We start from the raw sequence: 23,856 nt of genomic DNA on the forward strand, positions 1-23,856 counted from the left end.
CCGCTGAGCGTACAAATGGAGCCGAGCGTACTCCCGTTGCAGGGGGGATTTCAGGTGCTTGCCGAATATGACACGGCGATGATCCGGTCGGACTAAGCTCGCCCGCGGCGCAGCGAGTTGAGATGAATTCGCGCGCCTGTTCCCAAACATGCGGAAAATCCCGTCTGTTCCATGAACCTTCCCCTCGCAAGCTCTCCCGACACCCAGCCGATTCGTCCCAGAAGGCATCCATGGTGAGTGTTCAGAAGCCTCCCGGTGGCCGTGAACGTCCCTATGCGCGCGTGCTGTTGCTGCCCGCCATAGCGCTGGCGGCGGCCACCGCAGCCGCTGTGGCCCTGGTCCCGGCCCACGCCCGGACGGCCGCCGCCGGCTTCGGGGCCGCGGCGGTGCTGCTGGTCCTCGGCACCGCCACGGAGGTCGTCCGCCGCGGCCGGCAGCTCCGGGCGGCCAAGGCCGAGCACGACCGGCACACCGCGTACCTGGAGCACAGGCTCGCCGCCCACGACGCGGAGATCACCCGCCTCGGCAGCCAGGTCCTGCCCACCGGAGTGTTCCGGCTGCGCGCGGGTGAACCGCTCCGAGACGTCCTGCGCAACGTCTACGACGCCGACCCCGAGCTGCGTCATCTCCCCGAGTCCTACCGCGAGTTGATGCGCGTCGCGCTGCGCGGCGTCGACCAGCAGATCTCGATGCGCGACGCCACGGAGCGCTCCTTCGTGAGCATCGCCCGCCGCGTCCAGGCGATCGTCAACCAGCAGAACAACGAACTGCGGGAGATGGAGGAGGACCACGGCCGCAACCCCGAGGTCTTCGACGACCTGCTGCGGCTCGACCACGGCACCGCGCTGATCGGCCGCCTCGCCGACTCCATCTCCGTGCTCGGCGGCGGGCGCCCCGGCCGCCAGTGGCCGCTGCCCGTCTCCCTGTACAGCGTGCTGCGCGGCGCCATGTCGCGGATCCTGGAGTACCGGCGCATCGAGCTGAACTCCATCGTCAACATCAACATCAAGGGCACCGCCGTCGAGCCGGTCATCCACGCCGCCGCCGAACTCCTCGACAACGCCACCCGCTACTCGCCCCCGTCGACCAAGGTGCACGTCACCGCGGCCGAGGTGCAGACCGGCATCGCCATCGAGATCGAGGACGCCGGTGTCAGCCTCAACGAGGAGTCCCGCGCCCGCATCGAGAAGATGATCGAGGACGCCAAGGCGGGCGACGACGAGCAGAACCTCGGCGAACAGCCCCGCCTCGGCCTCGCCGTCGTCGGCCGTCTGTGCAAGCAGTTCGACATGGAGGTCTCGCTGCGCGCCTCCGCCTACGGCGGCGTCCGCGCCATCCTCGTCGTGCCGCGCGTCATGACGACCACCGAGCCCGGTGTCGGCGCCGCCCACGGCATCGGCGCCACCGGCTCCCCGATGCCCGAACTCGGCGCGGTGGAAGGCCCCAAGCGCCCGCCCAAGAAGCGCCGCCCCACCAGCCCCAAGATCCCCGCCGGGATCTCCATGGAGGACGACGTCCCCGAGGTCACCGAGTGGACGGCGAACGGGCTGCCGCAGCGTCGCAGCCGCGTGAAGACCCCGCTCAGCCAGCGGATCGCCGAACAGGCCGCCATCGAGCGCGCCGAGCGCGAGGGCAAGCCGACCATCTGGTCGCAGACCAAGCCCGAACCCGAGCCCGAGCCGGAGACCGACCCCGAGATCCAGAAGCTGCGGGACCGGCCGCCGGGCATGTGGGTCGAGGCCTTCTGGGACGGCCTGCGCAAGGGCATGCCCGAGGACGCCACCGCGAGCGAACTGACGGACTTCACGCTCAACCCGACCAAGTACCTGCACCTGCTCAACGATTCGGACACCGCCACCGAGGCCGCCACCGGCGCCGACGACCAGGGAGACCTCAAGTGATCCAGCAGCGAGGCAACTTCGACTGGATGCTCAAGCAGCTGAACGACGGCGTACCCGGCATCCAGATGATCGTCGTCCTCTCCGCCGACGGCCTCCGCATCGCCCGCTACGGCGGCGAGCCGGACGCCGCCGACCGGGTGGCCGCCGCCTGCGCGGGAGTCCAGAGCCTGGCCGGTGCCATCATCCAGGAGATGAAAGGCGCCGGAGAGATGAAGCTCGTCGTCTTCGAGATCCACGGCGGCTACTTCTACCTCATGAACGCCGGCGCCAACGCCTACCTCGCCGTGCTCGCCGACGTCACCTGCGAACCGGGCCGGATGAGCGGCATGATGCGCGACCTCGTCGTCCGGATCGGCGCCCATCTGACCAGTCCGCCCCGGCGGAACGGGCAGACCGTATGACTCCTCCGCAACGCCGACGGCGCCACCCCGAACCCCTGCCGCCTCCGCCGCCCCCGCCTCCCCAGGAGCCGGGCGGCGAGGGTGAGATCAAGAACCCGGAACGGCTGTACGCCATCACCGGAGCCGCCGACGGAGGGCGCGCCGAACTCGACCTGGTGACCTTGATCGTGGCGCGCTCGTCGCCGTCGCCGTCGGCCGGCCCCGAGCAGGCCGCGCTGCTCCGGCTCTGCCAGACCCCCCTGTCCGTGGCCGAACTCTCGGCCTACCTCAATCTGCCGTTCAGCGTGATGACCGTACTGATCACCGAGCTGATCACGGCCGAACTGGTGCAGGCGCGCGCCCCGATCGTCCGCCAGGCGCTCCCCGACCGTTCACTCCTCGAAGCGGTGATGCATGGACTTCAAAGGCTCTGACACCATCCCCGGCCCGCGCACCGAGGACCATCTTCCGCACTCGGCCCAGGCCGCGGTGAAGATCGTGATCGTGGGCGGCTTCGGCGTCGGCAAGACCACCATGGTCGGTTCGGTCAGCGAGATCAGACCGCTGACCACCGAGGAGACCATGACCCAGGCCGGCATCGGCGTGGACGACGACTACGGGTCCGAGTCCAAGACGGCCACCACCGTGGCCATGGACTTCGGCCGCATCAGCATCACCGACAAGCTGGTGCTCTACCTCTTCGGCACCCCCGGCCAGGAACGCTTCTGGTTCCTGTGGAACGGCCTGTTCGAAGGAGCGCTCGGCGCGGTCGTCCTCGTCGACACCCGGCGCCTGGAGGTCAGCTTCGACGTCATGGGGCGCCTGGAGGAGCGCGGCGTGCCCTTCGTCGTCGCCGTCAACTCCTTCCCGGACGCGCCCCGTTACCCCGCCGAGGAGCTGCGCACCGCGCTGGACCTCGCCCCGGACATCCCGATCGTCGAGTGCGACGTGCGCCGCCGGGCCTCCAGCAAGGACGTGCTGATGACCCTGATGCGCTTCCTGCACTCGCTCGCCATGAGCGGCGCTCTCACCTGACCCGCAGCCCACCGACTCACCGCACACTTTTTCCGCTTCGGAGCGACCACTGTGACGCCTGAACACTCATCCCTGACCGGCACACACGACCCCTCGCCCGTCCCGCCCCCCGGTTGCCCGGCACACGGCCTCGGCCCCGGGGGACTGCACCGGCTCTACGGCCTCGACGCGGACGATCTCGGCGACCTGTACGAGCGGCTGCGCGAGGAACACGGCTCGGTGGCGCCCGTCCTGCTCCACGACGACGTACCGATGTGGGTGGTCCTCGGGCACGCCGAGAACCTGCACCTGGTGCGCAGCCCCTCGCAGTACACCCGCGACAGCCGCGTCTGGACCCCGCTGCTGGAGGGCATGGTCAAGCCCGACCACCCGCTCATGCCGCACATCGCCTGGCAGCCCATCTGCTCGCACGCCGAGGGCGACGAGCACCAGCGGCTGCGCGCGGCGGTCACCGGCGCCATGTCGACCATCGACCACCGCAGCGTCCGCCGCGACATCGGCCGCTACACGCAGGGGCTGGTCAACAGCTTCTGCGAGCGGGGCCGGGCCGACCTGGTCTCCCAGTTCGCCGAGCATCTGCCGATGGCCGTGCTGTGCGAGATCCTCGGCATGCCGGAGGAGTACAACGACCGCATGGTGCAGGCCGCCCGCGACGCGCTGAAGGGCACCGAGACCGCCATCCAGAGCCACGCCTACGTGATGGACGCGCTGAGCCGGCTCACCACCCGCCGCCGTGCCCGGCCCGAGGAGGACTTCTCCAGCCACCTCATCACCCATCCGGCGCGGCTCACCGACGACGAGGTCCGCGAACACCTGCGGCTTGTCCTCTTCGCCGCCTACGAGGCCACCGCGAACCTCCTCGCCAACGCGCTGCGCATGGTCCTCACCGAGCCGGGCTTCCGGGCCCAGCTCAACGGCGGCCAGATGACCGTGCCCGAGGCGATCGAGCAGTCCCTGTGGGACGAGCCGCCGTTCAGCACGGTCCTCGGCTACTTCGCCAAGCAGGACACGGAGCTGGGCGGCCAGCGCATTCGCAAGGGTGACGGGCTGCTGTTCGCGCCCGCCCCCGGCAACGTCGACCCGCGGGTGCGGCCCGATCTGTCCGCCCACATGCAGGGCAACCGCTCGCACCTCGCCTTCGGCGGCGGCCCGCACGAGTGCCCCGGCCAGGACATCGGCCGCGCCATCGCCGACGTCGGCGTCGACGCGTTGCTGACGCGGCTGCCGGACCTCCGGCTCGACTGCGCCGAGGAGGAGCTGAGCTGGCGCTCCTCCATCGCCTCCCGGCACCTGGTCGCGCTCCCGGTGTGCTTCGAACCGAAGCCGCAACAGGACGTGCAGGTCTCGCCCAGCCCCATGCCGGTCCCGCCGCCGCGGCCCGCCTGGCACATCGGCACCCGGCGCCCCGGCTCGATGCCGGCCGGCGAATCGCAGCCGATGCCCGCCCACCAGCCCCCGCAGCCCGCCCACGCCCCCCTGCCGACGGCCCCGGCGCCGGCCGGCCGCAAGGGTGTGTGGCGGCGTCTGCTGCTCTGGTGGCGCGGGGAGTGAACGGGAAGCGGGCTACGGCTCCTGTCCGGCGGCCCACTCGTCGTACGAGGACCACGCCTGGAGCGTGCGTCCGCTGACGAAGGCGTGCTCCGTGCCCGTGACCGGGTCGGTGAACTCCAGCCTCCGCGCGAGCAGTTGCAGCGGACGCCGGAAGTCGCCGGCCGACACGGGAGCGGTCACCTCCGGGTACAGCGGATCGCCGAGGATGGGTATGCCGAGTGCGTTCAGATGCACCCGCAGCTGGTGGGTCTGCCCGGTCTCCGGCACCAGCCGGTAGCGGCCCAACCCCTCGCGGAACTCCGCCAGTTCGACCCCGGTCACCGCGTTCGGCTCGCCCTCGACCTCCCGCGCGGCCTGCACCCCGCGCTCCTTCACGATCCGGCTGCGCACGGTCCGGGGCAGGGCGAGTGAGGGCTCGTACGGCGCGACCGCCGCGTACTCCTTGCGGACCCGCCGCTCCGAGAACAGCGTCTGGTACGCGCCGCGTTCCTCGGGCCGCACCGTGAACAGCACCAGTCCGGCGGTGAGCCGGTCCAGGCGGTGCGCGGCGGTCAGCGTCGGCACGCCCAGCTCATGTCGCAGCCGGGCCAGCGCGGTCTGGGCGACGTGGCTGCCGCGCGGGGTGGTGGCGAGGAAGTGCGGCTTGTCGGCCACGACGATGTGCTCGTCCCGGTACACCACCTCCACCGGGAACGGCACCGGCACCTCCGGGGCGAGCTCGCGGTGGAACCACACGAACATCCCCGGTTCGTACGGTGCGTCCGGCGCCACCGCGCGGCCGTCGGCGCCCACGACCAGCCCCTGCGCGAACAGCTCCTCGACGACCCCGGGACCGGCCCCCGTCAGCCGCGCCACCAGATGCTCCCGCACGGTGGCCCACGCGCCGTCGTACGGCAGCCGCACCCGCACCGGGTCGACGCCGGCGCGCTGCGGGAGCGGGGCGGGTGGGGGAGGGGTACGGCGTCTCATCGGGGTCAAGGGTACGGCGGCACAGGCACGACGTGAGCATGCGAAAGCGGCGGCGCCCGAGGGTGCCGCCGCGGTCAGGGTCCGCCGCCGCGCTCGCTCAGGCGGCTGCCGGCGTGCCCTCCTGTTCGGACTCGATGCGGGCGTTCCACTCGCGCTTGGAGGCCTGCCAGCCGTCCTCGTTGTGGCCGAGCCGCCAGTAGCCCGAGATGGACAGGTCCTCGCGCGGGATCTCCATTTCGACCCGCAGCATCCGGCGCAGCTCCTTCACGAAGCCCGCCTCGCCGTGCACGAACGCGTGCAGCCGGCCCTCGGGGAACCCCAGCGCGCGGACGGCCTCCAGCAGGGCCTCGCCGACCGGCCGGTCCCCGCGGTGCACCCAGGCGATCTCCACGTCGGAGTCGACCTTCTGCTCCTCCTCGGGGCCGGACACCTCCACGAGGGCATGGGCCCTGGCGCCCCGCGGCAGCGTCTCCAGGGCGCGGGCGATCGCGGGCAGCGCGCTCTCGTCGCCGACCAGCAGATGCCAGTCGGCGCCCGGGTCGGGCGCGTAGGCGCCGCCGGGACCCATGAAGCGCACGGAGTCGCCGGGCTGGGCCCGCAGGGACCACGGCCCGGCCAGGCCCTCGTCGCCGTGGATGACGAAGTCCAGGGCCAGTTCGAGGCGTTCGGGATCCCAGGCCCGCACGGTGTACGTCCGCGTCACCGGCCACTGCTCGCGCGGGAACTCGGCGCGGATCCGCTCCAGGTCGAAGGGCTCCGGGTAGGTCACGCCCGCGGGGCTGAACAGCAGCTTCACGTAGTGGTCGGTGCAGGAGTCCGCCGCGAAACCGCGAAGGCCGTCACCGCCGAGCACCACGCGCTGCATGTGCGGTGTCAGCCGCTCGGTGCGCACGACCTGGGCGGTGTAGGGCTTACGCGGCTTTCGTTCCGGACGCACTGCCATCGCGGGCCTCCTGCGACATTGGTTAGGTTTACCTAAGTTACCATCCCGCTCCTGTGCCGGATCTTCGTCGCGGCGACACGGCTCTGTGCTTTGCCGGAAAATTGCCGGTCCTGCTTCACGGTAGTCCCGCGTCGGTCCTGCGTCAGTCCCGCGTCAGTTCCTCGTCGGTCCCTCGTCAGCCCTGCGCCGCCGTCATTCTCCGAGCGTGGTCAGCAGCCGGTGCAGCGAGCCGCCCAGTCCCCAGCGCACGGCCAGCGCGTCCAGCCCGGCCGGGTCCCGCGGGATGCGCGGCAGGGTGGTGTCGACGTCCGGCAGCGGCACGTCGCCGGCCACGCGCACCACCTTCGGCGCGACCGCGAGATACGGCCGCGCCTCCGTCAGCCGCTTGCGCTGCGAGGGCGTGAGCCTGGCACCCGGGTCGTCCACCGCCGCCATGATCCCGGCCAGGTCGCCGAACTCGGCGAGCAGCTTGGCGGCCGTCTTCTCGCCGATCCCGGGCACGCCCGGCAGACCGTCGCTCGGGTCGCCGCGCAGCAGCGCCAGGTCCGCGTAACCCCGCCCGTCCACCCCGTACTTCTCGCGCAGCACCGCCTCGTCGGTCAGCTGGAGCGTTCCGACCCCCTTCAGCGGGTACAGCACGCGGACGTCGCGCTCGTCGTCGACCAGCTGATACAGATCGCGGTCACCGGTGACGATGTCGACCGGGCCGTCGGCGCGCGCCGTGAACGTGCCGATCACGTCGTCCGCCTCGTACCCCGCGACGCCGACGCGCGCGATGCCGAGAGCGTCCAGCACGGCCTCGATGACCGGCACCTGCGGGGAGAGCGTGTCCGGCACCTCCTCCTCGTCCGGCGCGCCCTCGTGCTCCTCGGCGACCCGGTGGGCCTTGTAGGTGGGGATGAGGTCCACCCGCCACTGCGGACGCCAGTCGGCGTCCATGCAGGCCACCAGCCGCGTCGGCCGGTGGTCCTTGACCAGCCGGTCGATGAAGTCCAGCAGCCCGCGCACGGCGTTCACCGGGGAGCCGTCCGGCGCCCGCACGGAGTCCGGGACGCCGAAGTAGGCGCGGAAGTAGAGCGAGGCGGTGTCGAGAAGCATGAGTCGTCCGGTCACGATCGCATCATGCCGCACGGCCGCTGCCCGACCGCCTTGTCAACGAAAGAGGGCTCCGGTAGCCAAGGAGGATGGCGGCCCCTCCTGGCGTATTCACCCCTACGGAACGGATCCGGCCAACCACAGACCGCCACGGACGCGCGTCGGGCGGGGAACACCGGAGCCCGTCGGCGCCTTGAACCAGGGGACATCCCCGCCGTGCGGCCCGCCGGCGCACTGGCGCGAACCCCGGTGGTGCCGGTCCCTGGGTATGACAGGGATGTGACAGGTGCCTGAAACGGTTTGACGAACATGCATAGGGTGCAGAGAAGTCACAAGACGAGGTGTGCCCGGCGCCGGGCACCCGGACGGCCGTACGACGAGTGAGGGAGGGAGCCGGAGCGATGGGCGACCACAAAGAGCAGCAGCCCGTACGGGTGGGCGCGGCCGTCCGGCGGCGCCGCCGTGCGCTGGAACTGACCCTCGCCGCGGTGGCCGAGCGCAGCGGACTGTCCGTGCCCTTCCTCAGCCAGGTCGAGAACGACCGGGCCCGCCCCAGCCGCACCTCCCTGGAGAAGGTGGCCGACGCCCTGCGCACCACCGCGGTGGAACTCCTCGCCGCCGCCGACCCGGCGGCCACCGTGGACGTCGTGCGCGCCGAGCCCGGTGCCGAGGACGACTTCGCCCAGCGCACCCGCTCCCTGGTCCGCGGCCACCACCAGCTGCACGCCTCCGAGTTCACCGGCGACCATGACGCGGGCCGCGAGTTCCAGCACCGCAACGACGAGCTGATGTACGTCGCGGACGGCGCGGTGGAGATCGAGGCCGAGGGCCGTGCGTACCGCCTCGGCCGTGGCGACACCCTCTACCTGACCGGCGGGGTCCGCCACCGCTGGCGCGCCACGGTCCCGGACACCCGGGTGATCGTGGTCGCGGTCGCCGAGCACATCGAGGCCGTCCAGGACCGGGCGCGCTAGTGCGGGTCGTCTCGCTCGTCCCGTCGCTGACGGAGGCGGTGGCCGTCTCGCTGCCCGGGGCGCTGGCCGGTGCCACGGACTGGTGCAGTCATCCCGAAAGCCTCGCTGTCACCCGGATCGGTGGCACCAAGAACCCCGACGTGGAGCGGATCGTCTCGCTCGCGCCCGACCTGGTGCTCGCCAACGAGGAGGAGAACCGCGCCCCCGACCTCGACGCCCTGCGGGCGGCGGGCTTTCAGGTGCTGGTCACCGAGGTGCGTACCGTCCCGCAGGCCTTCGCCGAGCTGGAGCGGGTGCTGGCCGCGTGCGGTGCGCCCGCGCGGCCCCGCTGGCTGGACGAGGCGGAGGCGGCCTGGTCCGCGCTCCCTGAACCCGCCGAGCGGCGCACGGCGGTCGTACCCGTCTGGCGGCGCCCCTGGATGGTGCTGGGCCGGGACACCTTCGCCGGTGACGTCCTGGCCCGGCTGGGCGTGGACCACCTCTACGCCGGCCACCCCGACCGCTATCCCCGCGTCCCCCTCGACGAGCTGCGCGCGGCGGCCCCGGACCTCGTCGTCCTCCCGGACGAGCCGTACCGGTTCACCGCCGACGACGGCCCGGAGGCGTTCCCGGGGCTGCCCTGCGCTCTGGTCAGCGGACGGTACCTGACTTGGTACGGCCCTTCGCTCGCAAAGGCGCCACGGGTGCTGGCGCGGGCCCTGCGGGCAGCTCACCGCTGAGCAGCCCGCGTACCGTGCCCCAGGCCGCCGTGCGGGAAGGGGCTGCGGTGACCATGAGTCCCACCGTCCCCCGTATCCATCCGCCCCTGACCAGGGACTTCGCTTCTATGAAGGGCATAAGCTGGTCTTATGAGCGAGGTCGAGGGACAGCGAGGCACAGCGGGATCACTGGCGCACCGGGTGCCCGATCTGGCCGCGCTGGAGCTGCTGCTGGCGGTCGCGCGGCTGGGCAGCCTCGGCGCGGCGGCACGGGAGGTCGGCATCACCCAGCCCGCCGCCAGCAGCCGGATCCGCTCCATGGAACGACAGCTGGGCGTGGCCCTGGTCGACCGCTCCCCGCGCGGCTCCCGGCTCACGGACGCGGGCGCCCTCGTGACCGACTGGGCCCGCCGGGTGGTGGAGGCCGCGGAGGCCTTCGACGCGGGGGCACAGGCCCTGCGGGACCGGCGGGACTCGCGGCTGCGGGTCGCGGCGAGCATGACCATCGCCGAGTACCTGCTGCCCGGCTGGCTGCTGGCGCTGCGCGCCGAACGTCCGGACACGGCGGTGTCGCTGCTCGCGGGCAACTCGGCGAAGGTCGCGGAGCTGCTGCTTCAGGACGAGGCGGACCTCGGCTTCGTGGAGGGCCTGACGGTCCCCACCGGCCTGGACTCCGTGGTCATCGCCCACGACCGCCTGATCGTGGTCACTGCCCCCGGCCATCCCTGGGCGCGCCGCAGGCGCCCGGTGACGGCGCAGGAGCTGGCGGCCACGCCTCTGATCCTGCGCGAGCGCGGGTCCGGCACCCGCCAGGTCCTGGACGCGGCCCTGGGCGGCCTCGCCCGCCCGCTGATCGAGCTGTCCTCGACGACGGCCGTGAAGGCCTCCGCGGTGAGCGGCGCGGGCCCCTCGGTCCTGAGTGAACTGGCGGTGGGGGAGGAGCTGGCGATGCGTCGCCTGGTCGGCATCCCGGTGGAGGACGTGTCCCTGCGCCGCGACCTGCGGGCGGTGTGGCCGACGGGACACCGCCCTGCGGGGCCGGCGCGGGAGCTGCTGTCGCTCACGCGGGGGTGAGCGAACCGGTCAGGCCGCTGCCTCCACCAGTGCCCGCATGACCCGTACGTCCTCGCCCATCTCCGGATGCCACTGCACCCCGAGCACCCACCCCTCGCTCCGCGGCAGTTCGATCGCCTCCACGGTCCCGTCCTCCGCGTAGGCCGACGGCACGAGCCCCGAGCCGAGCCGCTCCACCGCCTGGTGGTGATGGGTGGGTACGGAGGTCTTCTCCGGCACGATCCCGGCGTACAAGGTCCCCGGCACCGGCTTGACCGCATGCCGCCCGAAGACGCCGGGGACCTCCACGTGCCCCTCGATGTGCTGCACGAGCGTCCCGCCGAGGGCCACGTTCAGCAGTTGCATGCCGCGGCAGATCCCCAGCAGCGGCACCCCCGCGGCCAGCGCGGCCTCGATCAGGGCGAGTTCCCAGGTGTCCCGCTCCCGCGCCGGCGGCCCCGTGCGGGGCTCGCGCTCGGCGCCGTAGCGCACCGGCTCCACGTCCGGCCCGCCCGCGATCACCAGCCCGTCCAGCCGGGCCACGGCCTCAGCCGCGTGTTCCGGCGCGTCCGGCGGGAGCAGCGCGGCCAGCGCCCCGGCCCGCTGCACCAGCCGCGGATACCCGGCCGGCAGCAGCGCCGCGTCCAGCTCCCACACGCCCCAGCGCGTTCCGGCCTCCAGGTAGCTGCTGACCCCGATCAGCGGTCGTACGGTCACTCGGGCCTCCCCTCGACTTCAATGGTGTGGAAACATACCTTTGCAGATAAGGCTCACGCCAGGAAGCCCCGCAGCAGTGCCGCCGTACCGGCGCAGTGCTCGCGCATCATCTCCCGCGCCCCGTCCGCGTCCCCGTCCAGCACCGCCTCCACCAGCGCGATGTGCTGACGCTGCGAGTGCTCCAGGTTGCGCACCAGCAGCGGGATGCAGTCGAGCAGCTCGTTCACCGTGGCCCGGACCGCCGCGTACTGCGCGGTCAGCGACGGCGACCCGCACAGCTCGGCCAGCGTCAGATGCAGCATCGTGTCCAGGCGCCGGTAGTCGGCGAGCGGCGCGTCGTGCGTGCGGGCCAGCGCCTCGCGCAGCCGCTCCGCCTGCTCGTCCGTCAGCCCGTGTGCCGCGCACAGCCCGGCCGCGCCCACCTCCAGCACCTCGCGGAAGCGCAGTACGTCCTCGATGTCGACCTCGGCGATCCGCCGCCGCAGCTCGTCCTCGCCGCCCGCGTCCGCGCGCGGCAGCACGAACGTTCCGCCGTAGCGCCCGCGCCGCGACTCCACCAGGCCCTGGTCCTGGAGCACCTTCAGCACCTCGCGCAGCGTCACCCGGCTGATCCCGAGCCGGTCCGCCAGCTCCCGCTCGGCGGGCAGCCGCTCGCCGCCCGGCACCAGGCCGAGCCGTACGACCTGGAGGATCTGCTCCAGTGCCTCCTCGAAGCCGTTCCCGGCGCGCACCGGCCGCAACACCGGAGCGAGCCGGCTGTCGACCTCCTGCGCACCCGCGTCCTGCGACATCCGGCCGTACCCCCTTCCCAAGCAATGGTTCTCGGCAATACCTTATGGCTCCCGGCCCGGCCGAGAAAGCGCCGAGGACGCCGAAGGAGGCTCTCCCGTGGCAGACCGCACACCCCCGCTGAGCGTCGAGGAACTCCATACCCTCGTCGCGAGCGGTGAGATCGACACTGTCGTCCTGGCCTTCCCAGATATGCAAGGGCGGCTCCAGGGCAAGCGGTTCGCCGCCCGTTTCTTCCTCGACGAGGTCCTGGACCACGGCACCGAGGGCTGCAACTACCTGCTCGCCGTGGACACCGAGATGAACACGGTCGACGGCTACGCGATGTCCTCCTGGGACCGCGGCTACGGCGACTTCGCCATGCACCCCGACCTGTCCACCCTGCGCCGCGTGCCCTGGCACCCCGGCACCGCCCTGCTGGTCGCCGACCTCGCCTGGAACGACGGCTCCCCGGTCGTCGCCGCCCCCCGCCAGATCCTGCGCCGCCAGCTCGACCGGCTCGCCGAACTCGGCTACACCGCCCAGGTCGGCACCGAGCTGGAGTTCATCGTCTTCAAGGACACCTACGAACAGGCCTGGGACGCCAACTACCGCGGCCTCACCCCGGTCAACCAGTACAACATCGACTACTCCGTCCTCGGCACCGGCCGCATCGAGCCCCTGCTGCGCCGCCTGCGCAACGACATGGCCGGCGCCGGCCTCACCGTCGAGTCCGCCAAGGGCGAGTGCAACCCGGGCCAGCACGAGATCGCCTTCCGCTACGACGAGGCCCTGGTCACCTGCGACCAGCACGCCCTGTACAAGACCGGCGCCAAGGAGATCGCCGCCCAGGAGGGCGTGTCCCTCACCTTCATGGCCAAGTACAACGAGCGCGAGGGCAACTCCTGCCACATCCACCTCTCGCTCGCGGACGCCGACGGCAACAACGCCATGGCCGGGGACCTGGACGGCGGGATGTCGCCGGTCATGCGGCACTTCCTCGCCGGACAGCTCGCCGCCCTGCGTGACTTCTCCCTCCTCTACGCCCCGAACATCAACTCCTACAAGCGGTTCCAGCCGGGCTCCTTCGCCCCCACCGCCGTCGCCTGGGGGCACGACAACCGCACCTGTGCGCTGCGCGTGGTCGGCCACGGCCGCTCGCTGCGCTTCGAGAACCGCCTGCCCGGCGGAGACGTGAACCCGCACCTCGCCGTCGCCGGCCTGGTCGCGGCGGGCCTGTACGGCATCGAGCAGCAGCTGGAACTGCCCGAGGCCTGCCCCGGCAACGCCTACACCGCCGGCTTCGAGCACGTGCCGACCACCCTGCGCGAGGCCGCCGAACTCTGGGAGAACAGCCCCATCGCCAAGGCCGCCTTCGGCGACGAGGTCGTCGCGCACTACCGCAACATGGCGCGCGTCGAACTGGAGGCCTTCGACGCCGCGGTCACCGACTGGGAGCTGCGCCGCTCCTTCGAACGCCTGTGATTCGTACGCCTGTGAAAGGTCATCACGTGTCCGACCCGCACGAGCTGATTGTCCTCAACCCCGCCACCGAGGAAGTCGTCGCCACCGTCCCCGCCGCCACCGCCGAGGACGTGGACGCCGCCGTAGTACGGGCCTTGCGCGCCCAGACGGCCTGGGCAGCCCTCCCGCCCGCCGACCGTGCCCGGCTGCTGCGCCGCTTCGCCGACACCGTCGACGCCCACATCGAGGAACTGGCCCAGCTGGAGGTCCGCGAGGCCGGCCACACCGTGGGCAACGCCCGCTGGGAGGCCGGCAACGTCCGCGACCTGCTGCTGTACGCGGCCGGCGGCGCCGAGCGCCTGCTCGGCAAGCAGATCCCGGTCCCCGGCGGCTGGGACGTCACCTTCCAGGAACCCCTCGGGGTCGTCGGTGTGATCGCCCCCTGGAACTTCCCGATGCCGATCGCCGCCTGGGGCTCCTTCCCGGCGCTGGCCGCGGGCAACGCCGTCGTCCTCAAGCCCGCCGAGACCACCCCGCTGACGGCCCTGCGCCTGGCCGAACTCGCCCTGGAGGCGGGCCTGCCGCAGGGGTTGTTCCAGGTTCTCCCCGGCTACGGCCACATCGCGGGCCGGGCCCTGGTGGACCACCCCGATGTCGCCAAGCTCGTGTTCACCGGCTCCACCCGCACCGGCCGTGAGGTCATGGAGCGCTGCGCCCGGCTGGTCAAGCCGGTCACCCTCGAACTCGGTGGCAAGAGCCCCAACCTCGTCTTCGCCGACGCCGACCTCAAGGCCGCCCTCGACCCCTTCTCCTTCCTGGACAACTCCGGCCAGGACTGCTGCGCCCGCACCCGCATCCTCGTCCAGGAGTCGGTGTTCGAGGAGGCCCGCGCCTTCCTCGCCGACGCGCTGGCCGCCGTCGTCGTCGGCGACCCGGCGGACGAGAAGACCCAGATGGGTCCGCTGATCTCCCGTCAGCAGCTCGACCGCGTACGGTCGTTCGTCCCCGAGGACGCCCCCGCCCTGCGCGGCAGCGCCCCCGACGGACCCGGCTTCTGGTTCCCGCCGACCGTCCTGACGGGGGAGGGGCCGGGCAGCGCGGCGGCCCGCGAGGAGATCTTCGGCCCCGTCGCCGTCCTGCTCCCCTTCACCGACGAGGCGGACGCGATCCGCCTCGCCAACGACACCCCCTACGGCCTCTCCGGCTCCGTCTGGACCCGGGACCTCGGGCGCGCCCTGCGCGTCTCCCAGGCCGTCCGCGCGGGCAACCTGTCCGTCAACTCCCACTCCAGCGTCCGCTACTGGACCCCGTTCGGGGGCTTCAAGCAGTCCGGCCTCGGCCGTGAACTGGGCCCCGACGCACTGACCGCCTTCACCGAAACCAAGAACGTCTTCATCAGCACGGAGGGCACCGCACAGTGACCGACACCAATGTTTGCCGCCGCCTGGTCGGCCGTACCGCCGTCGTCACCGGAGCCGGCAGCGGCATCGGCCTCGCCACCGCCCGCCGGCTCGCCTCCGAGGGCGCCCACGTGGTCTGCGCCGACGTGGACGAGGCCCGCGGCAAGGCCGTCGCCGACGAGGTCGGCGGACTGTTCGTGAAGGTCGACGTCACCGACCCGGAGCAGGTCGAGGCGCTGTTCAGGACGGCGTACGACACCTACGGCAGCGTCGACGTCGCCTTCAACAACGCCGGCATCTCCCCGCCCGACGACGACTCCATCCTGGAGACCGGCCTGGAGGCCTGGAAGCGCGTCCAGGAGGTCAACCTCACCTCCGTCTACCTGTGCTGCAAGGCCGCCATCCCCTACATGCGCCGCCAGGGCAAGGGCTCCATCATCAACACGGCGTCCTTCGTGGCGCGGATGGGCGCGGCGACGTCCCAGATCTCCTACACCGCGTCCAAGGGCGGCGTCCTCGCGATGTCCCGCGAGCTGGGCGTGCAGTTCGCGCGCGAGGGCATCCGGGTCAACGCCCTGTGCCCGGGCCCGGTCAACACCCCGCTGCTGCAGGAGCTGTTCGCCAAGGACCCCGAGCGGGCCGCCCGCCGCCTGGTGCACATCCCGCTGGGCCGGTTCGCCGAGGCCGAGGAGATCGCCGCCGCCGTCGCCTTCCTGGCCAGCGACGACTCCTCCTTCGTCAACGCCACCGACTTCCTGGTGGACGGCGGGATCTCCGGGGCCTACGTCACCCCGCTGTAGGCCCTAGAGGAACGTCTGCCCCTCGCCGCGGTAGGTGGGCACAGTCGCCGTGACCGTGTCCCCCTCGACGAGGTGCAGCTTCTCGAAGCGCTCGCACAGCTCGCCCGCCTTGGCGTGCCGGAACCACACCTTGTCGCCGATCAGCAGATCGTCGGCGGGCGAGCCGAGCAGCGGGGTCTGCACCTCGCCGGGGCCCTCCTGGGGGTCGTACGCCAGCCCCTCCGGCAGGTACGGCACCGGCAGCCGGTCGGGGCCGGCGGCGCCGGAGGCCGGGTAGCCGCCGCCGAGCACGGTGACGACACCGACGCCCGGCCGCCGTACGACCGGCAGCGCGAAGAGCGCGGCCGGACGGCCGCTGAAGGACGTGTAGTTGTCGAAGAGACGGGGGACGTACAGCCCGGAACCGGCCGCGATCTCGGTGACCGCGTCCTCGGCCGCGGTGTGCTGCACGCTGCCCGTGCCGCCGCCGTTGACGAACTCCAGGTCCGGGGCGACAGCCCGCACCGCCCGGACCACCGCGGCCCGCCGCTCGGCCAGTTCACGGCGCGCGGCGGCCTGCATCAGCCGGATGGCGCGCGAGCGCAGCGGGCGCCCGGCGACCGCGTCCCCGACCCCGGCGATGTGCCCCTCGTACGCCATGATCCCCACCAGCCTGAACCCCGGTCGCCGGGCCACCGCCCGGGCCAGGTCGGCGACTTGGGCGGGGGAGTGCAGTGGCGACCGGCGCGCGCCGACCCGCACCCGGCCGCCGAGCAGCTTCAGCGCGGTGTCCAACTCCAGGCAGACGCGCACCACTTCGCGTCCTCCGGCGCGGGACGCGTCGATGAGTTCGAGCTGGGCGACGTCGTCCACCATCACCGTGACCGCGGCGGCGAGCTTGGGATCGGCGGCCAGCTCCGCGAAGCCGGACCGGTCGGCGGACGGATAGGCGAGCAGGACGTCCTCGAAGCCGGAGCGCGCGAGCCACAGCGACTCGGCCAGGGTGAACGACATGATCCCCTGGAAGCCGTCCTTCGCCAGCACGCGTTCCAGCAGGGCCCGGCAGCGCACGGACTTGCTGGCGACCCGGACCGGCTTGCCGGCGGCGCGGCGGACCAGATCGGCCGCGTTGGCGTCGAAGGCCTCCAGATCCACGATCGCGAGCGGGGCGTCGAGAGGGGCGGTGGCCCGGTCGTAACGGGCCCTGTCAGCGGCGCGCGCAGTCATGAACGAAGCGTGCCAGACCCGATTACCGCAGGGTAGGGGGACGTTCCGGGCAGATGCCACCGGGGGTGCGGACTGGTTCCCTGTAGGCGCCCGACAACCCGTAGAGTGACGCGCACGTACGGCGGAACGCGCCCCACCGCATCACCTGCACCGGCCTGCCGGTCCGGTGAACCGGGATGCCGGTCCGGCCGTACGGGTATGCGTGCCCGGACGGAGTCTGCACACCGGGTGCGGCCGAGCAGCAGGACGGCCCGCGTACGAGGAAACGGCCCGGGCACGAGGAAACGGGGGGTGCATGAGCACGGAAGCGCGCCGCGCCCCGGTCCCGCCGCGCCCGTCGACTCCACCCCCGAGCAACATCCCTGCGGCGCCCTCGGGCCCGGGGGAGACGGGGAACCCCACCGCAGCGGGCGCGAGCTTCCCGCCGGTCGGAGCCGGGCCCGAGCCCGCCCGGCGCGGCGTTCCCGCTCCCGCCCAGCCCCCGGTGGCCCCCGACCTCGCCCCCGATCCCGCTCTCGATCTCGACGCCGACGAGGAGCCCTCCGTCTTCGCCCCGCGCGCTTCGCGGACCTCGCAGCCCTCCGCCGTGCCCGAGGCCGGTGCCCCCGCGAGCCCGCCTCCGCCGCCCGCCTCGGCCCGCTTCCCCGACGCGCCACCGCGCCCCTCCCACCGCCAGGGGCCGCAGACCCGCCGCCCCACGGCACCGCCGGAAGCCCCGTCGGAGACGACGACCCGGCTGCGCCCCGTGCCCTCGGCACCCGCACCGCGGCCCCCCATGTCCGCGCCCGCGCGGCCGGCTGCCCCGGCTCCTGCCCACCCCGGACCCCTGCCGCCCGCCGCCGTCGTCTTGGACCCCACCCTGTCCTGGAGTGCCGCCGCGGCGGCGCGGCCCATCGTGTCGTTCGCGGAGCCGGAGACGCGTGGTCCGCGCAGCCGCGCGCGGTCCCGTACCGCCGCTGCCGGTGTCTGTCTCGTGCTCGGGCTCGGGCTCATCGGCGGTGCCGTGACCGGGAGCTGGCTCACCGGAGACGGCGGGGACGGGGGCGCCCGGCAGGGGTTCGCCACCGCCGGGACGCTGTGGCACAACGTGCCCGTCGACCAGCTCTTCCCGCCCACCGTCCAGGGCACCGGTGCCGGACCCGGCGGCGCCGACCGCACCTGGACGCGGATCGCCGTCGCCCCCGACACGGGCTGCGCCCACGCCTTCGACCCGCTGCTGCACAAGGCCCTCGCCCCTGTCGGCTGCCAGCGGCTGCTGCGCGCCACCTACACCGACGCCACCCAGAGCTACGTCACCACCGTCGGCCTGCTGTTCACCAAGGCCGACCCGGCCGGCATGGCCGCGCTCGCCGCCCGCTTCCGCGACGAGCACCTGGACCGCCGTGCCGACCTGATGCCCCGCCCGTACCCGGCCAAGGGCACCGCCGCGGCCGGCTTCGGCGACCGGCAGCGCGCCTCCTGGACCGTCTCCGTCCTGACGGACGCCCCCGTCGTCGCCTACGCCGTCTCCGGCTGGGCCGACGCCCGCACCGTCGACACGCCCCAGCCCGCCGCGGACGCCGTACGGTCCGGCGCCACCACCCCCGCCGCCCAGTCCGGCGTCGGCAACGAGGCCCAGGGCCTGGCCGACCGCATCGAACGACGCCTGCGCCAGACCGTCGGCACGGCCACGGAGAAGCCCTCATGAGGCGATCGACAAGCGGCCCCCGCCGCAGGCGCGCTGCCGGAGCCGCGGTGAGCCTCCTGCTCACCGGCTCCCTCGTCCTGCTGCCCTCCGCCGCCGCCCACGCCGACGGCATCCGCGCACAGCAGTGGGGCCTGACCGCCCTCCACCTCGACGAGGCCTGGCAGACCACCAAGGGCCGGGGCGTCACCGTCGCCGTCCTGGACACCGGAGTCGAGGCCGACCACCCCGACCTGGCCGGCAACGTCCTGCCCGCCAAGGACCTGATCGGCTTCGGCTCGGGCCCCGGCGACCGCACCTGGGCCCGGCACGGCACCGCCATGGCCGGCATCATCGCGGGACACGGCCACGGCCCCGGCGACACCGGCGGCGTCATGGGCGTCGCCCCCGAGGCGAAGATCCTGCCCGTCCGGGTCATCCTGGAGGACAGTGACCCGGCCCGCGCCAAGGCCCGCACCACCCGCGGCAACGCCCTCGCCGACGGCATCCGCTGGGCCGCCGACCACGGCGCCGACGTCATCAACCTCTCCCTCGGCGACGACTCCGCCTCCGCGCACCCCGAGCCCAGCGAGGACGAGGCGGTGCAGTACGCCCTGAAGAAGGGCGTGGTCGTCGTGGCCTCCGCGGGCAACGGCGGCGACAAGGGCGACCACGTCTCCTACCCGGCCGCCTACCCCGGCGTCATCGCCGCCACCGCAGTCGACCGCTACGGCACCCGCGCCTCCTTCTCCACCCGCCGCTGGTACGCCACGGTCAGCGCGCCCGGCGTCGACGTCGTCATCGCCGACCCCGACCACAAGTACTACGCGGGCTGGGGCACGAGTGCGGCCTCCGCCTTCGTCTCCGGAGCGGTGGCCCTGATCAGGGCGGCCCACCCCGCGCTCACCCCGGCCCAGATCAAGAAACTCCTGGAGGACACGGCCCGTAACGCCCCCGTCGGCGGCCGGGACGACTCCCGGGGCTTCGGCATGATCGACCCCGCGGCGGCCCTCAGGGCAGCCGGCCGACTGAAGCCGAAGGGCCTGCGCCCGGCGTCGTACGGCAAGGAGTACTTCGGTCCGGGCCCGGACGCGGCCAAGTCGACAGCGGGTACGTCGGCCTGGGCGGGCCCCCTCGCGGGCAGCACCGGGGCGGTCCTGCTCGTCGCGGCCGTGGTTCTGTGGAGGGGCCGCAGGGCCGGCCTCTGAAAGCGGTGACGATAGGGTCGGTGACCGTGGCGAACAAGAACATTCCCGACCCCGGCTTCTCCGACGACGACGGCTCCGCCGACCCGAGGCTGAGCGCCGCGCTCGCCGCCTGGGCCGAGGACCGCAGCGCGCTCGGGCCCGTGCTGGAGGCGCTCAAGGGCGCCCGCCTGCTCGTCCCCGTCGTCGCCGTGCTCGGTGAGGTCGAGGAGGACGAGAACGGGCTGCGCCGCGAGAAGACCAGCGACATGGCCGTACCCACCCTGAAGGCCGGCCCGCGCACCGCCCTGCCCGCCTTCACCTCCACCGACTCCCTCGCCCGCTGGGACCCCGAGGCCCGCCCGGTCGCCGTACCCCTGCACCAGGCGCTGCAGGCCGCCGCGCACGAGAAGGCGGACACGGTCGTGCTGGACCTGGCCGGGCCCGTGCCCTTCGAGCTGACCGGCCCGGTGCTGCTCGCCCTCGCCGAGGGCCGCGTCAGCACCGACCCGCTCACCGACCCGGCCGTCGTCGAGGCCGTCCGTACGGCCGTGGCGGCGGAGCCCGCCGTGCTGCGCGCCCACCTGGGGCCCGGACAGGCCGACGGCACCCTCGCCCTCGTGCTCGACCCGGCCGCCGCGCCCGCCGAGGCCGCCCGCGCGGTCGCCGCGCGGCTCGCCGCCGACGAAACACTGAGGGCCCGCCTGGTGCGCGGCCTCGACCTGGCACTGCTGCCGGCCGGGACCACCCCTCCGGGCGAGCCCCTGTACGTGAAGGAATAGATCAGCCGTAGACCGGGCCGGTGTACTTCTCGCCCGGCCCCTGGCCCGGCTCGTCCGGGACGATCGACGCCTCGCGGAACGCCAGCTGCAGCGACTTCAGGCCGTCGCGCAGCGGCGCCGCGTGGAAGGAGCTGACCTCGGTCGTGCTCGCGTCCAGCAGACCGGCGAGCGCGGAGATCAGCTTGCGGGCCTCGTCGAGGTCCTTGTACTTCTCGCCCTCCTCGCTCAGCCCGAGCTTCACGGCGGCGGCGCTCATCAGGTTGACGGCGACCGTCACGATCACCTCGACGGCGGGGACCTCGGCGATGTCCCGGGTCATCGCGTCGTAGTCGGCGTTCACGGGGCCGGGGTGCTCAGGAGGGGTCTCACTCATGCCCCACACGATAGGCGGCGACGGGGGCCGGGCCCCAGTTGGCCTCGGTTAGCCCTTCCTGCGCGGAGCTGCTAACCTTGTGTGACGACCGGCCGGAGACGCATGCCTTGCGGTGAGCGTACCGGCCCACAAGTGGAGGCTTCGAACTCCCACCTGACCGCCCCTCGGGGCGGCGGGTCACCGGTCAGACGGCTCCGTCGCCCCTTGCGGCGTGGATCCGTCCGATAGTGCGCCCCGCGGCATCGCGGCGGTGTTCCGGTAGTTCGAGGAGCCCCGCCTGTGATCGTCCGGGGCATTTTTTGTGCTTCGGCGCGGTTAGGTCTAACGAACTAGAGACGTTACGCGGCTGTCCGCCAGACCGCCGCGTGGTGCTACCGAGGAGGATCCATCAGCGCCGAGCCCCGCATCAACGACCGGATTCGCGTTCCCGAGGTGCGACTTGTCGGTCCCAGCGGCGAGCAGGTCGGCATCGTGCCGCTTGCCAAGGCCCTGGAGCTTGCGCAGGAGTACGACCTGGACCTGGTCGAGGTCGCGGCGAACGCCCGTCCGCCCGTGTGCAAGCTCATGGACTACGGGAAGTTCAAGTACGAGTCGGCCATGAAGGCCCGTGAGGCGCGCAAGAACCAGGCGCACACGGTCATCAAGGAGATGAAGCTCCGGCCGAAGATCGACCCGCACGACTATGACACCAAGAAGGGTCACGTCGTACGGTTCCTCAAGCAGGGCGACAAGGTCAAGATCACGATCATGTTCCGTGGTCGCGAGCAGTCCCGGCCCGAGCTGGGCTATCGGCTGCTGCAGCGTCTCGCGGAGGACGTCCAGGACCTCGGCTTCGTGGAGTCGAACCCGAAGCAGGACGGCCGGAACATGATCATGGTCCTCGGTCCGCACAAGAAGAAGACCGAGGCGATGGCCGAGGCCCGTCAGGCGCAGGAGGCCCGCAAGGCCGAAGCGAAGGCCAACCCCGGTCGCTCGCAGAACCCTGCCGAGGCTGAGGCGCCCGCCGAGGCCGAGGTGCCCGCCGAGGAGCCCGCCGAGGCGTGATCCCGGGGTGTGCTTGCCCCGGGCGCAAGACCCGGGACGCGAGTCCCAGGATGTAACCGAAACAAGAGCGACGCTCCACCGTGCCCGGTTTTCGTGACCGGGCACCGGAGCGCCACCGACGAGGAGAGAACGGCGCTATGCCGAAGAACAAGTCGCACAGCGGTGCCAGCAAGCGCTTCAAGGTCACCGGCTCCGGCAAGGTGCTCCGTGAGCGCGCCGGCAAGCGCCACCTGCTCGAGCACAAGTCGTCCCGCGTGACGCGTCGCCTGACCGGCAACGCCGAGATGGCCCCGGGCGACGCCGCGAAGATCAAGAAGCTTCTCGGCAAGTGACGCACCCGGCGCTCGCCCTTCTCTGAGCGCCGTACGTCAGGACCGGGACCCAATCGTTTCCGGGCCGCGTGAGGACAACCGCGGCCCCGCTACAAGGAGTTAACAAGTGGCACGCGTCAAGCGGGCAGTCAACGCCCACAAGAAGCGCCGGGCGATCCTCGAGCAGGCCTCCGGCTACCGCGGTCAGCGCTCGCGCCTGTACCGCAAGGCCAAGGAGCAGGTCACCCACTCGCTGGTCTACAACTACAACGACCGCAAGAAGCGCAAGGGCGACTTCCGTCAGCTGTGGATCCAGCGCATCAACGCCGCTGCCCGCGCCAACGGCATGACCTACAACCGCTTCGTCCAGGGTCTGAAGGCCGCGAACGTCGAGGTCGACCGCAAGATCCTGGCCGAGCTGGCCGTCAACGACGCGGGTGCCTTCGCCGCCCTCGTCGAGGTCGCGCAGAAGGCGCTGCCGGCGGACGTCAACGCGCCCAAGGCTGCGTGACGCCGCGCCGGCTTTAGGCCGACGTGATTCGGACCCGCGGGCTGGTGCCTGCGGGTCCGTTTATGTGTGGACAAAAATTGAGGTGACTTTCGATGCCCCCCGTCAGCCCCGAGCTGATCTCCCCCCGGTCCGCCCGTGTCGCCGCTGCCCGGCGGCTTGCCAAGCGGAACTTCCGGGGCAAGGACCGGCTGTTTCTCGCGGAGGGGCCGCAGGCCGTGCGGGAGGCGGCCGGGCATCGGGCCGGTGGGGAGGCGACGCTCGTCGAGCTGTTCGCCACCGTCGAGGCCGCGGAGCGGTACGCCGACATCATCGGGGAGGCGCGCGCCGCGGGCGCCCGGGTGCACCTCGCCTCCGAAGAGGTCATCGCCGACATCTCCACCACCGTCACCCCGCAGGGCCTCGTCGGAGTGTGCCGGTTCCTGGACACCCCGTTCGAGGAGATCCTCGCCGCCCGGCCCAAGCTGGTCGCCGTGCTCGCGCACGTGCGGGACCCCGGCAACGCCGGGACCGTGCTGCGCTGCGCCGACGCCGCCGGTGCCGAGGCCGTGGTCCTCACCGACGCCTCCGTCGACCTGTACAACCCCAAGGCCGTCCGCGCCTCCGTGGGCTCGCTGTTCCATCTGCCCGTCGCCGTGGGCGTGCCCGTCGAGCGGGCCGTGGCCGGGCTGAAGGACGCCGGGGTGCGGATTCTCGCCGCCGACGGGGCCGGGGACCGCGACCTGGACGAGGAACTGGACAAGGGGAGCATGGGCGGGCCGACCGCCTGGGTGTTCGGCAACGAGGCCTGGGGGCTCCCGGAGGAGACCCGCGCGCTCGCCGACGCCGTCGTACGCGTCCCGATCCACGGAATGGCCGAGAGCCTGAACCTCGCCACGGCCGCCGCCGTATGTCTCTACGCCTCGGCCCGTGCGCAGCGCGCCGACGGAGGGTGCCGCGCCGTCACCGGGAGCTAGTGTCTTCCGTTCGGATCAGGCCTCGCGAGCCCGGCATGATCCGAACGAGAGGCCCTGGGCCCTGTAGGGTGACGGGCTCGG

Annotated in this window: 25 protein-coding genes; 18 read left to right on the forward strand and 7 right to left on the reverse strand. The window is 72.6% G+C overall.

Features of this window, described 5'->3' with window-relative positions; genetic code table 11:
* The first annotated feature begins 230 nt into the window (after positions 1-230).
* From ACWD3E_RS21470 to ACWD3E_RS21490, 5 genes are read left to right on the forward strand one after another with little or no spacing between them, the layout of a single operon-like run.
* Positions 231-1,901 (forward strand): sensor histidine kinase, encoded by a 1,671-nt coding sequence (locus ACWD3E_RS21470; protein WP_451389136.1) that lies wholly within the window; start codon positions 231-233, stop codon positions 1,899-1,901.
* Complete coding sequence (locus ACWD3E_RS21475) at positions 1,898-2,302, forward strand: roadblock/LC7 domain-containing protein (protein ID WP_451389137.1); 405 nt, start codon at positions 1,898-1,900, stop codon at positions 2,300-2,302. Before ACWD3E_RS21470 ends, ACWD3E_RS21475 begins: the two co-directional genes overlap by 4 nt.
* The gene (locus tag ACWD3E_RS21480) at positions 2,299-2,715 is read left to right on the forward strand and encodes a DUF742 domain-containing protein (protein WP_451389138.1); all 417 of its coding nucleotides are present in this window, start codon (positions 2,299-2,301) and stop codon (positions 2,713-2,715) included. The genes ACWD3E_RS21475 and ACWD3E_RS21480 overlap by 4 nt, the downstream gene beginning before the upstream one ends.
* Positions 2,696-3,316 carry a GTP-binding protein gene (locus tag ACWD3E_RS21485; protein ID WP_451389139.1) on the forward strand — a complete coding sequence of 207 codons (621 nt, stop codon included), beginning with the start codon at positions 2,696-2,698 and terminating at the stop codon, positions 3,314-3,316. The genes ACWD3E_RS21480 and ACWD3E_RS21485 overlap by 20 nt, the downstream gene beginning before the upstream one ends.
* 51 nt (positions 3,317-3,367) lie before the next feature.
* Complete coding sequence (locus ACWD3E_RS21490; protein ID WP_451389140.1) at positions 3,368-4,867, forward strand: cytochrome P450; 1,500 nt, start codon at positions 3,368-3,370, stop codon at positions 4,865-4,867.
* A gap of 12 nt (positions 4,868-4,879) precedes the next feature.
* Here ACWD3E_RS21490 and ACWD3E_RS21495 read toward each other — a convergent pair whose 3' ends face one another.
* From ACWD3E_RS21495 to ACWD3E_RS21505, 3 genes are all read right to left on the reverse strand, one after another.
* On the reverse strand, positions 4,880-5,836 hold the full coding sequence (locus ACWD3E_RS21495) for a pseudouridine synthase (protein ID WP_451389141.1): 957 nt from the start codon (positions 5,834-5,836) through the stop codon (positions 4,880-4,882).
* Positions 5,837-5,933: 97 nt separating this feature from the next.
* Complete coding sequence (locus ACWD3E_RS21500) at positions 5,934-6,779, reverse strand: siderophore-interacting protein (RefSeq protein WP_451389142.1); 846 nt, start codon at positions 6,777-6,779, stop codon at positions 5,934-5,936.
* Positions 6,780-6,971: 192 nt separating this feature from the next.
* Complete coding sequence (locus ACWD3E_RS21505) at positions 6,972-7,892, reverse strand: 5'-3' exonuclease (protein WP_451389143.1); 921 nt, start codon at positions 7,890-7,892, stop codon at positions 6,972-6,974.
* Positions 7,893-8,275: 383 nt separating this feature from the next.
* Between ACWD3E_RS21505 and ACWD3E_RS21510 the strand changes: the two genes are divergently transcribed.
* The 3 genes from ACWD3E_RS21510 to ACWD3E_RS21520 all read left to right on the forward strand — a co-directional run bounded on the left by ACWD3E_RS21510 (position 8,276) and on the right by ACWD3E_RS21520 (position 10,620).
* Positions 8,276-8,848 (forward strand): helix-turn-helix domain-containing protein, encoded by a 573-nt coding sequence (locus ACWD3E_RS21510; RefSeq protein WP_451389144.1) that lies wholly within the window; start codon positions 8,276-8,278, stop codon positions 8,846-8,848.
* Complete coding sequence (locus ACWD3E_RS21515) at positions 8,848-9,567, forward strand: helical backbone metal receptor (RefSeq protein ID WP_451389145.1); 720 nt, start codon at positions 8,848-8,850, stop codon at positions 9,565-9,567. The genes ACWD3E_RS21510 and ACWD3E_RS21515 overlap by 1 nt, the downstream gene beginning before the upstream one ends.
* Positions 9,568-9,696: 129 nt before the next feature.
* Positions 9,697-10,620, forward strand: a complete 924-nt coding sequence (locus ACWD3E_RS21520; protein ID WP_451389146.1) for a LysR family transcriptional regulator — start codon at positions 9,697-9,699, stop codon at positions 10,618-10,620.
* A 9-nt stretch (positions 10,621-10,629) separates the two neighbouring features.
* On the opposite strand, the gene ACWD3E_RS21525 is transcribed toward ACWD3E_RS21520, so the two are convergent.
* Together ACWD3E_RS21525 and ACWD3E_RS21530 are read right to left on the reverse strand one after the other, a co-directional pair.
* Positions 10,630-11,316, reverse strand: coding sequence for a gamma-glutamyl-gamma-aminobutyrate hydrolase family protein (locus ACWD3E_RS21525; RefSeq protein ID WP_451389147.1), 687 nt, complete (start codon positions 11,314-11,316; stop codon positions 10,630-10,632).
* Between the two features lie 53 nt (positions 11,317-11,369).
* Positions 11,370-12,107, reverse strand: a complete 738-nt coding sequence (locus ACWD3E_RS21530) for a FadR/GntR family transcriptional regulator (protein ID WP_451389148.1) — start codon at positions 12,105-12,107, stop codon at positions 11,370-11,372.
* 97 nt (positions 12,108-12,204) lie between these two features.
* Here ACWD3E_RS21530 and ACWD3E_RS21535 point away from each other — a divergent pair, with 97 nt between their 5' ends.
* The 3 genes from ACWD3E_RS21535 to ACWD3E_RS21545 are packed head-to-tail and all read left to right on the forward strand — an operon-like array spanning position 12,205 to position 15,748.
* Positions 12,205-13,569, forward strand: coding sequence for a glutamine synthetase family protein (locus tag ACWD3E_RS21535; protein ID WP_451389149.1), 1,365 nt, complete (start codon positions 12,205-12,207; stop codon positions 13,567-13,569).
* 26 nt (positions 13,570-13,595) lie between these two features.
* The gene (locus ACWD3E_RS21540; RefSeq protein ID WP_451389150.1) at positions 13,596-14,969 is read left to right on the forward strand and encodes an aldehyde dehydrogenase family protein; all 1,374 of its coding nucleotides are present in this window, start codon (positions 13,596-13,598) and stop codon (positions 14,967-14,969) included.
* A complete protein-coding gene (locus ACWD3E_RS21545; RefSeq protein ID WP_451389151.1) occupies positions 14,966-15,748 on the forward strand; it encodes a 3-oxoacyl-ACP reductase in 783 nt (260 codons plus the stop codon). Before ACWD3E_RS21540 ends, ACWD3E_RS21545 begins: the two co-directional genes overlap by 4 nt.
* Before the next feature lie 3 nt (positions 15,749-15,751).
* Here the strand turns inward: ACWD3E_RS21545 and ACWD3E_RS21550 are convergent, their stop codons facing one another.
* On the reverse strand, positions 15,752-16,954 hold the full coding sequence (locus ACWD3E_RS21550; RefSeq protein WP_451389152.1) for an amino acid deaminase/aldolase: 1,203 nt from the start codon (positions 16,952-16,954) through the stop codon (positions 15,752-15,754).
* Between the two features lie 295 nt (positions 16,955-17,249).
* Here ACWD3E_RS21550 and ACWD3E_RS21555 point away from each other — a divergent pair, with 295 nt between their 5' ends.
* Genes ACWD3E_RS21555 through ACWD3E_RS21565 form a run of 3 tightly spaced genes read left to right on the forward strand, consistent with a single transcriptional unit; the run spans position 17,250 to position 20,583 of the window.
* The gene (locus ACWD3E_RS21555) at positions 17,250-18,641 is read left to right on the forward strand and encodes a hypothetical protein (protein ID WP_451389153.1); all 1,392 of its coding nucleotides are present in this window, start codon (positions 17,250-17,252) and stop codon (positions 18,639-18,641) included.
* Entirely contained in the window at positions 18,638-19,825 is a 1,188-nt protein-coding gene (gene mycP / locus ACWD3E_RS21560) for a type VII secretion-associated serine protease mycosin (protein WP_451389154.1), read from the forward strand. Before ACWD3E_RS21555 ends, mycP begins: the two co-directional genes overlap by 4 nt.
* Positions 19,826-19,851: 26 nt before the next feature.
* On the forward strand, positions 19,852-20,583 hold the full coding sequence (locus tag ACWD3E_RS21565; RefSeq protein WP_451389369.1) for an SseB family protein: 732 nt from the start codon (positions 19,852-19,854) through the stop codon (positions 20,581-20,583).
* Position 20,584: 1 nt separating this feature from the next.
* Here the strand turns inward: ACWD3E_RS21565 and ACWD3E_RS21570 are convergent, their stop codons facing one another.
* Positions 20,585-20,956 carry a DUF1844 domain-containing protein gene (locus tag ACWD3E_RS21570; protein ID WP_451389155.1) on the reverse strand — a complete coding sequence of 124 codons (372 nt, stop codon included), beginning with the start codon at positions 20,954-20,956 and terminating at the stop codon, positions 20,585-20,587.
* Positions 20,957-21,343: 387 nt separating this feature from the next.
* Here ACWD3E_RS21570 and infC point away from each other — a divergent pair, with 387 nt between their 5' ends.
* From infC to ACWD3E_RS21590, 4 genes are all read left to right on the forward strand, one after another.
* Positions 21,344-22,000, forward strand: a complete 657-nt coding sequence (gene infC / locus ACWD3E_RS21575; protein WP_451389370.1) for a translation initiation factor IF-3 — start codon at positions 21,344-21,346, stop codon at positions 21,998-22,000.
* Between the two features lie 137 nt (positions 22,001-22,137).
* A complete protein-coding gene (gene rpmI / locus ACWD3E_RS21580; protein ID WP_004933563.1) occupies positions 22,138-22,332 on the forward strand; it encodes a 50S ribosomal protein L35 in 195 nt (64 codons plus the stop codon).
* 106 nt (positions 22,333-22,438) lie between these two features.
* The gene (gene rplT, locus ACWD3E_RS21585; protein WP_451349528.1) at positions 22,439-22,822 is read left to right on the forward strand and encodes a 50S ribosomal protein L20; all 384 of its coding nucleotides are present in this window, start codon (positions 22,439-22,441) and stop codon (positions 22,820-22,822) included.
* A 92-nt stretch (positions 22,823-22,914) separates the two neighbouring features.
* Complete coding sequence (locus tag ACWD3E_RS21590) at positions 22,915-23,775, forward strand: TrmH family RNA methyltransferase (protein WP_451389156.1); 861 nt, start codon at positions 22,915-22,917, stop codon at positions 23,773-23,775.
* Positions 23,776-23,856: the final 81 nt, after the last annotated feature.

This window comes from Streptomyces sp. NPDC002676, assembly GCF_053592455.1.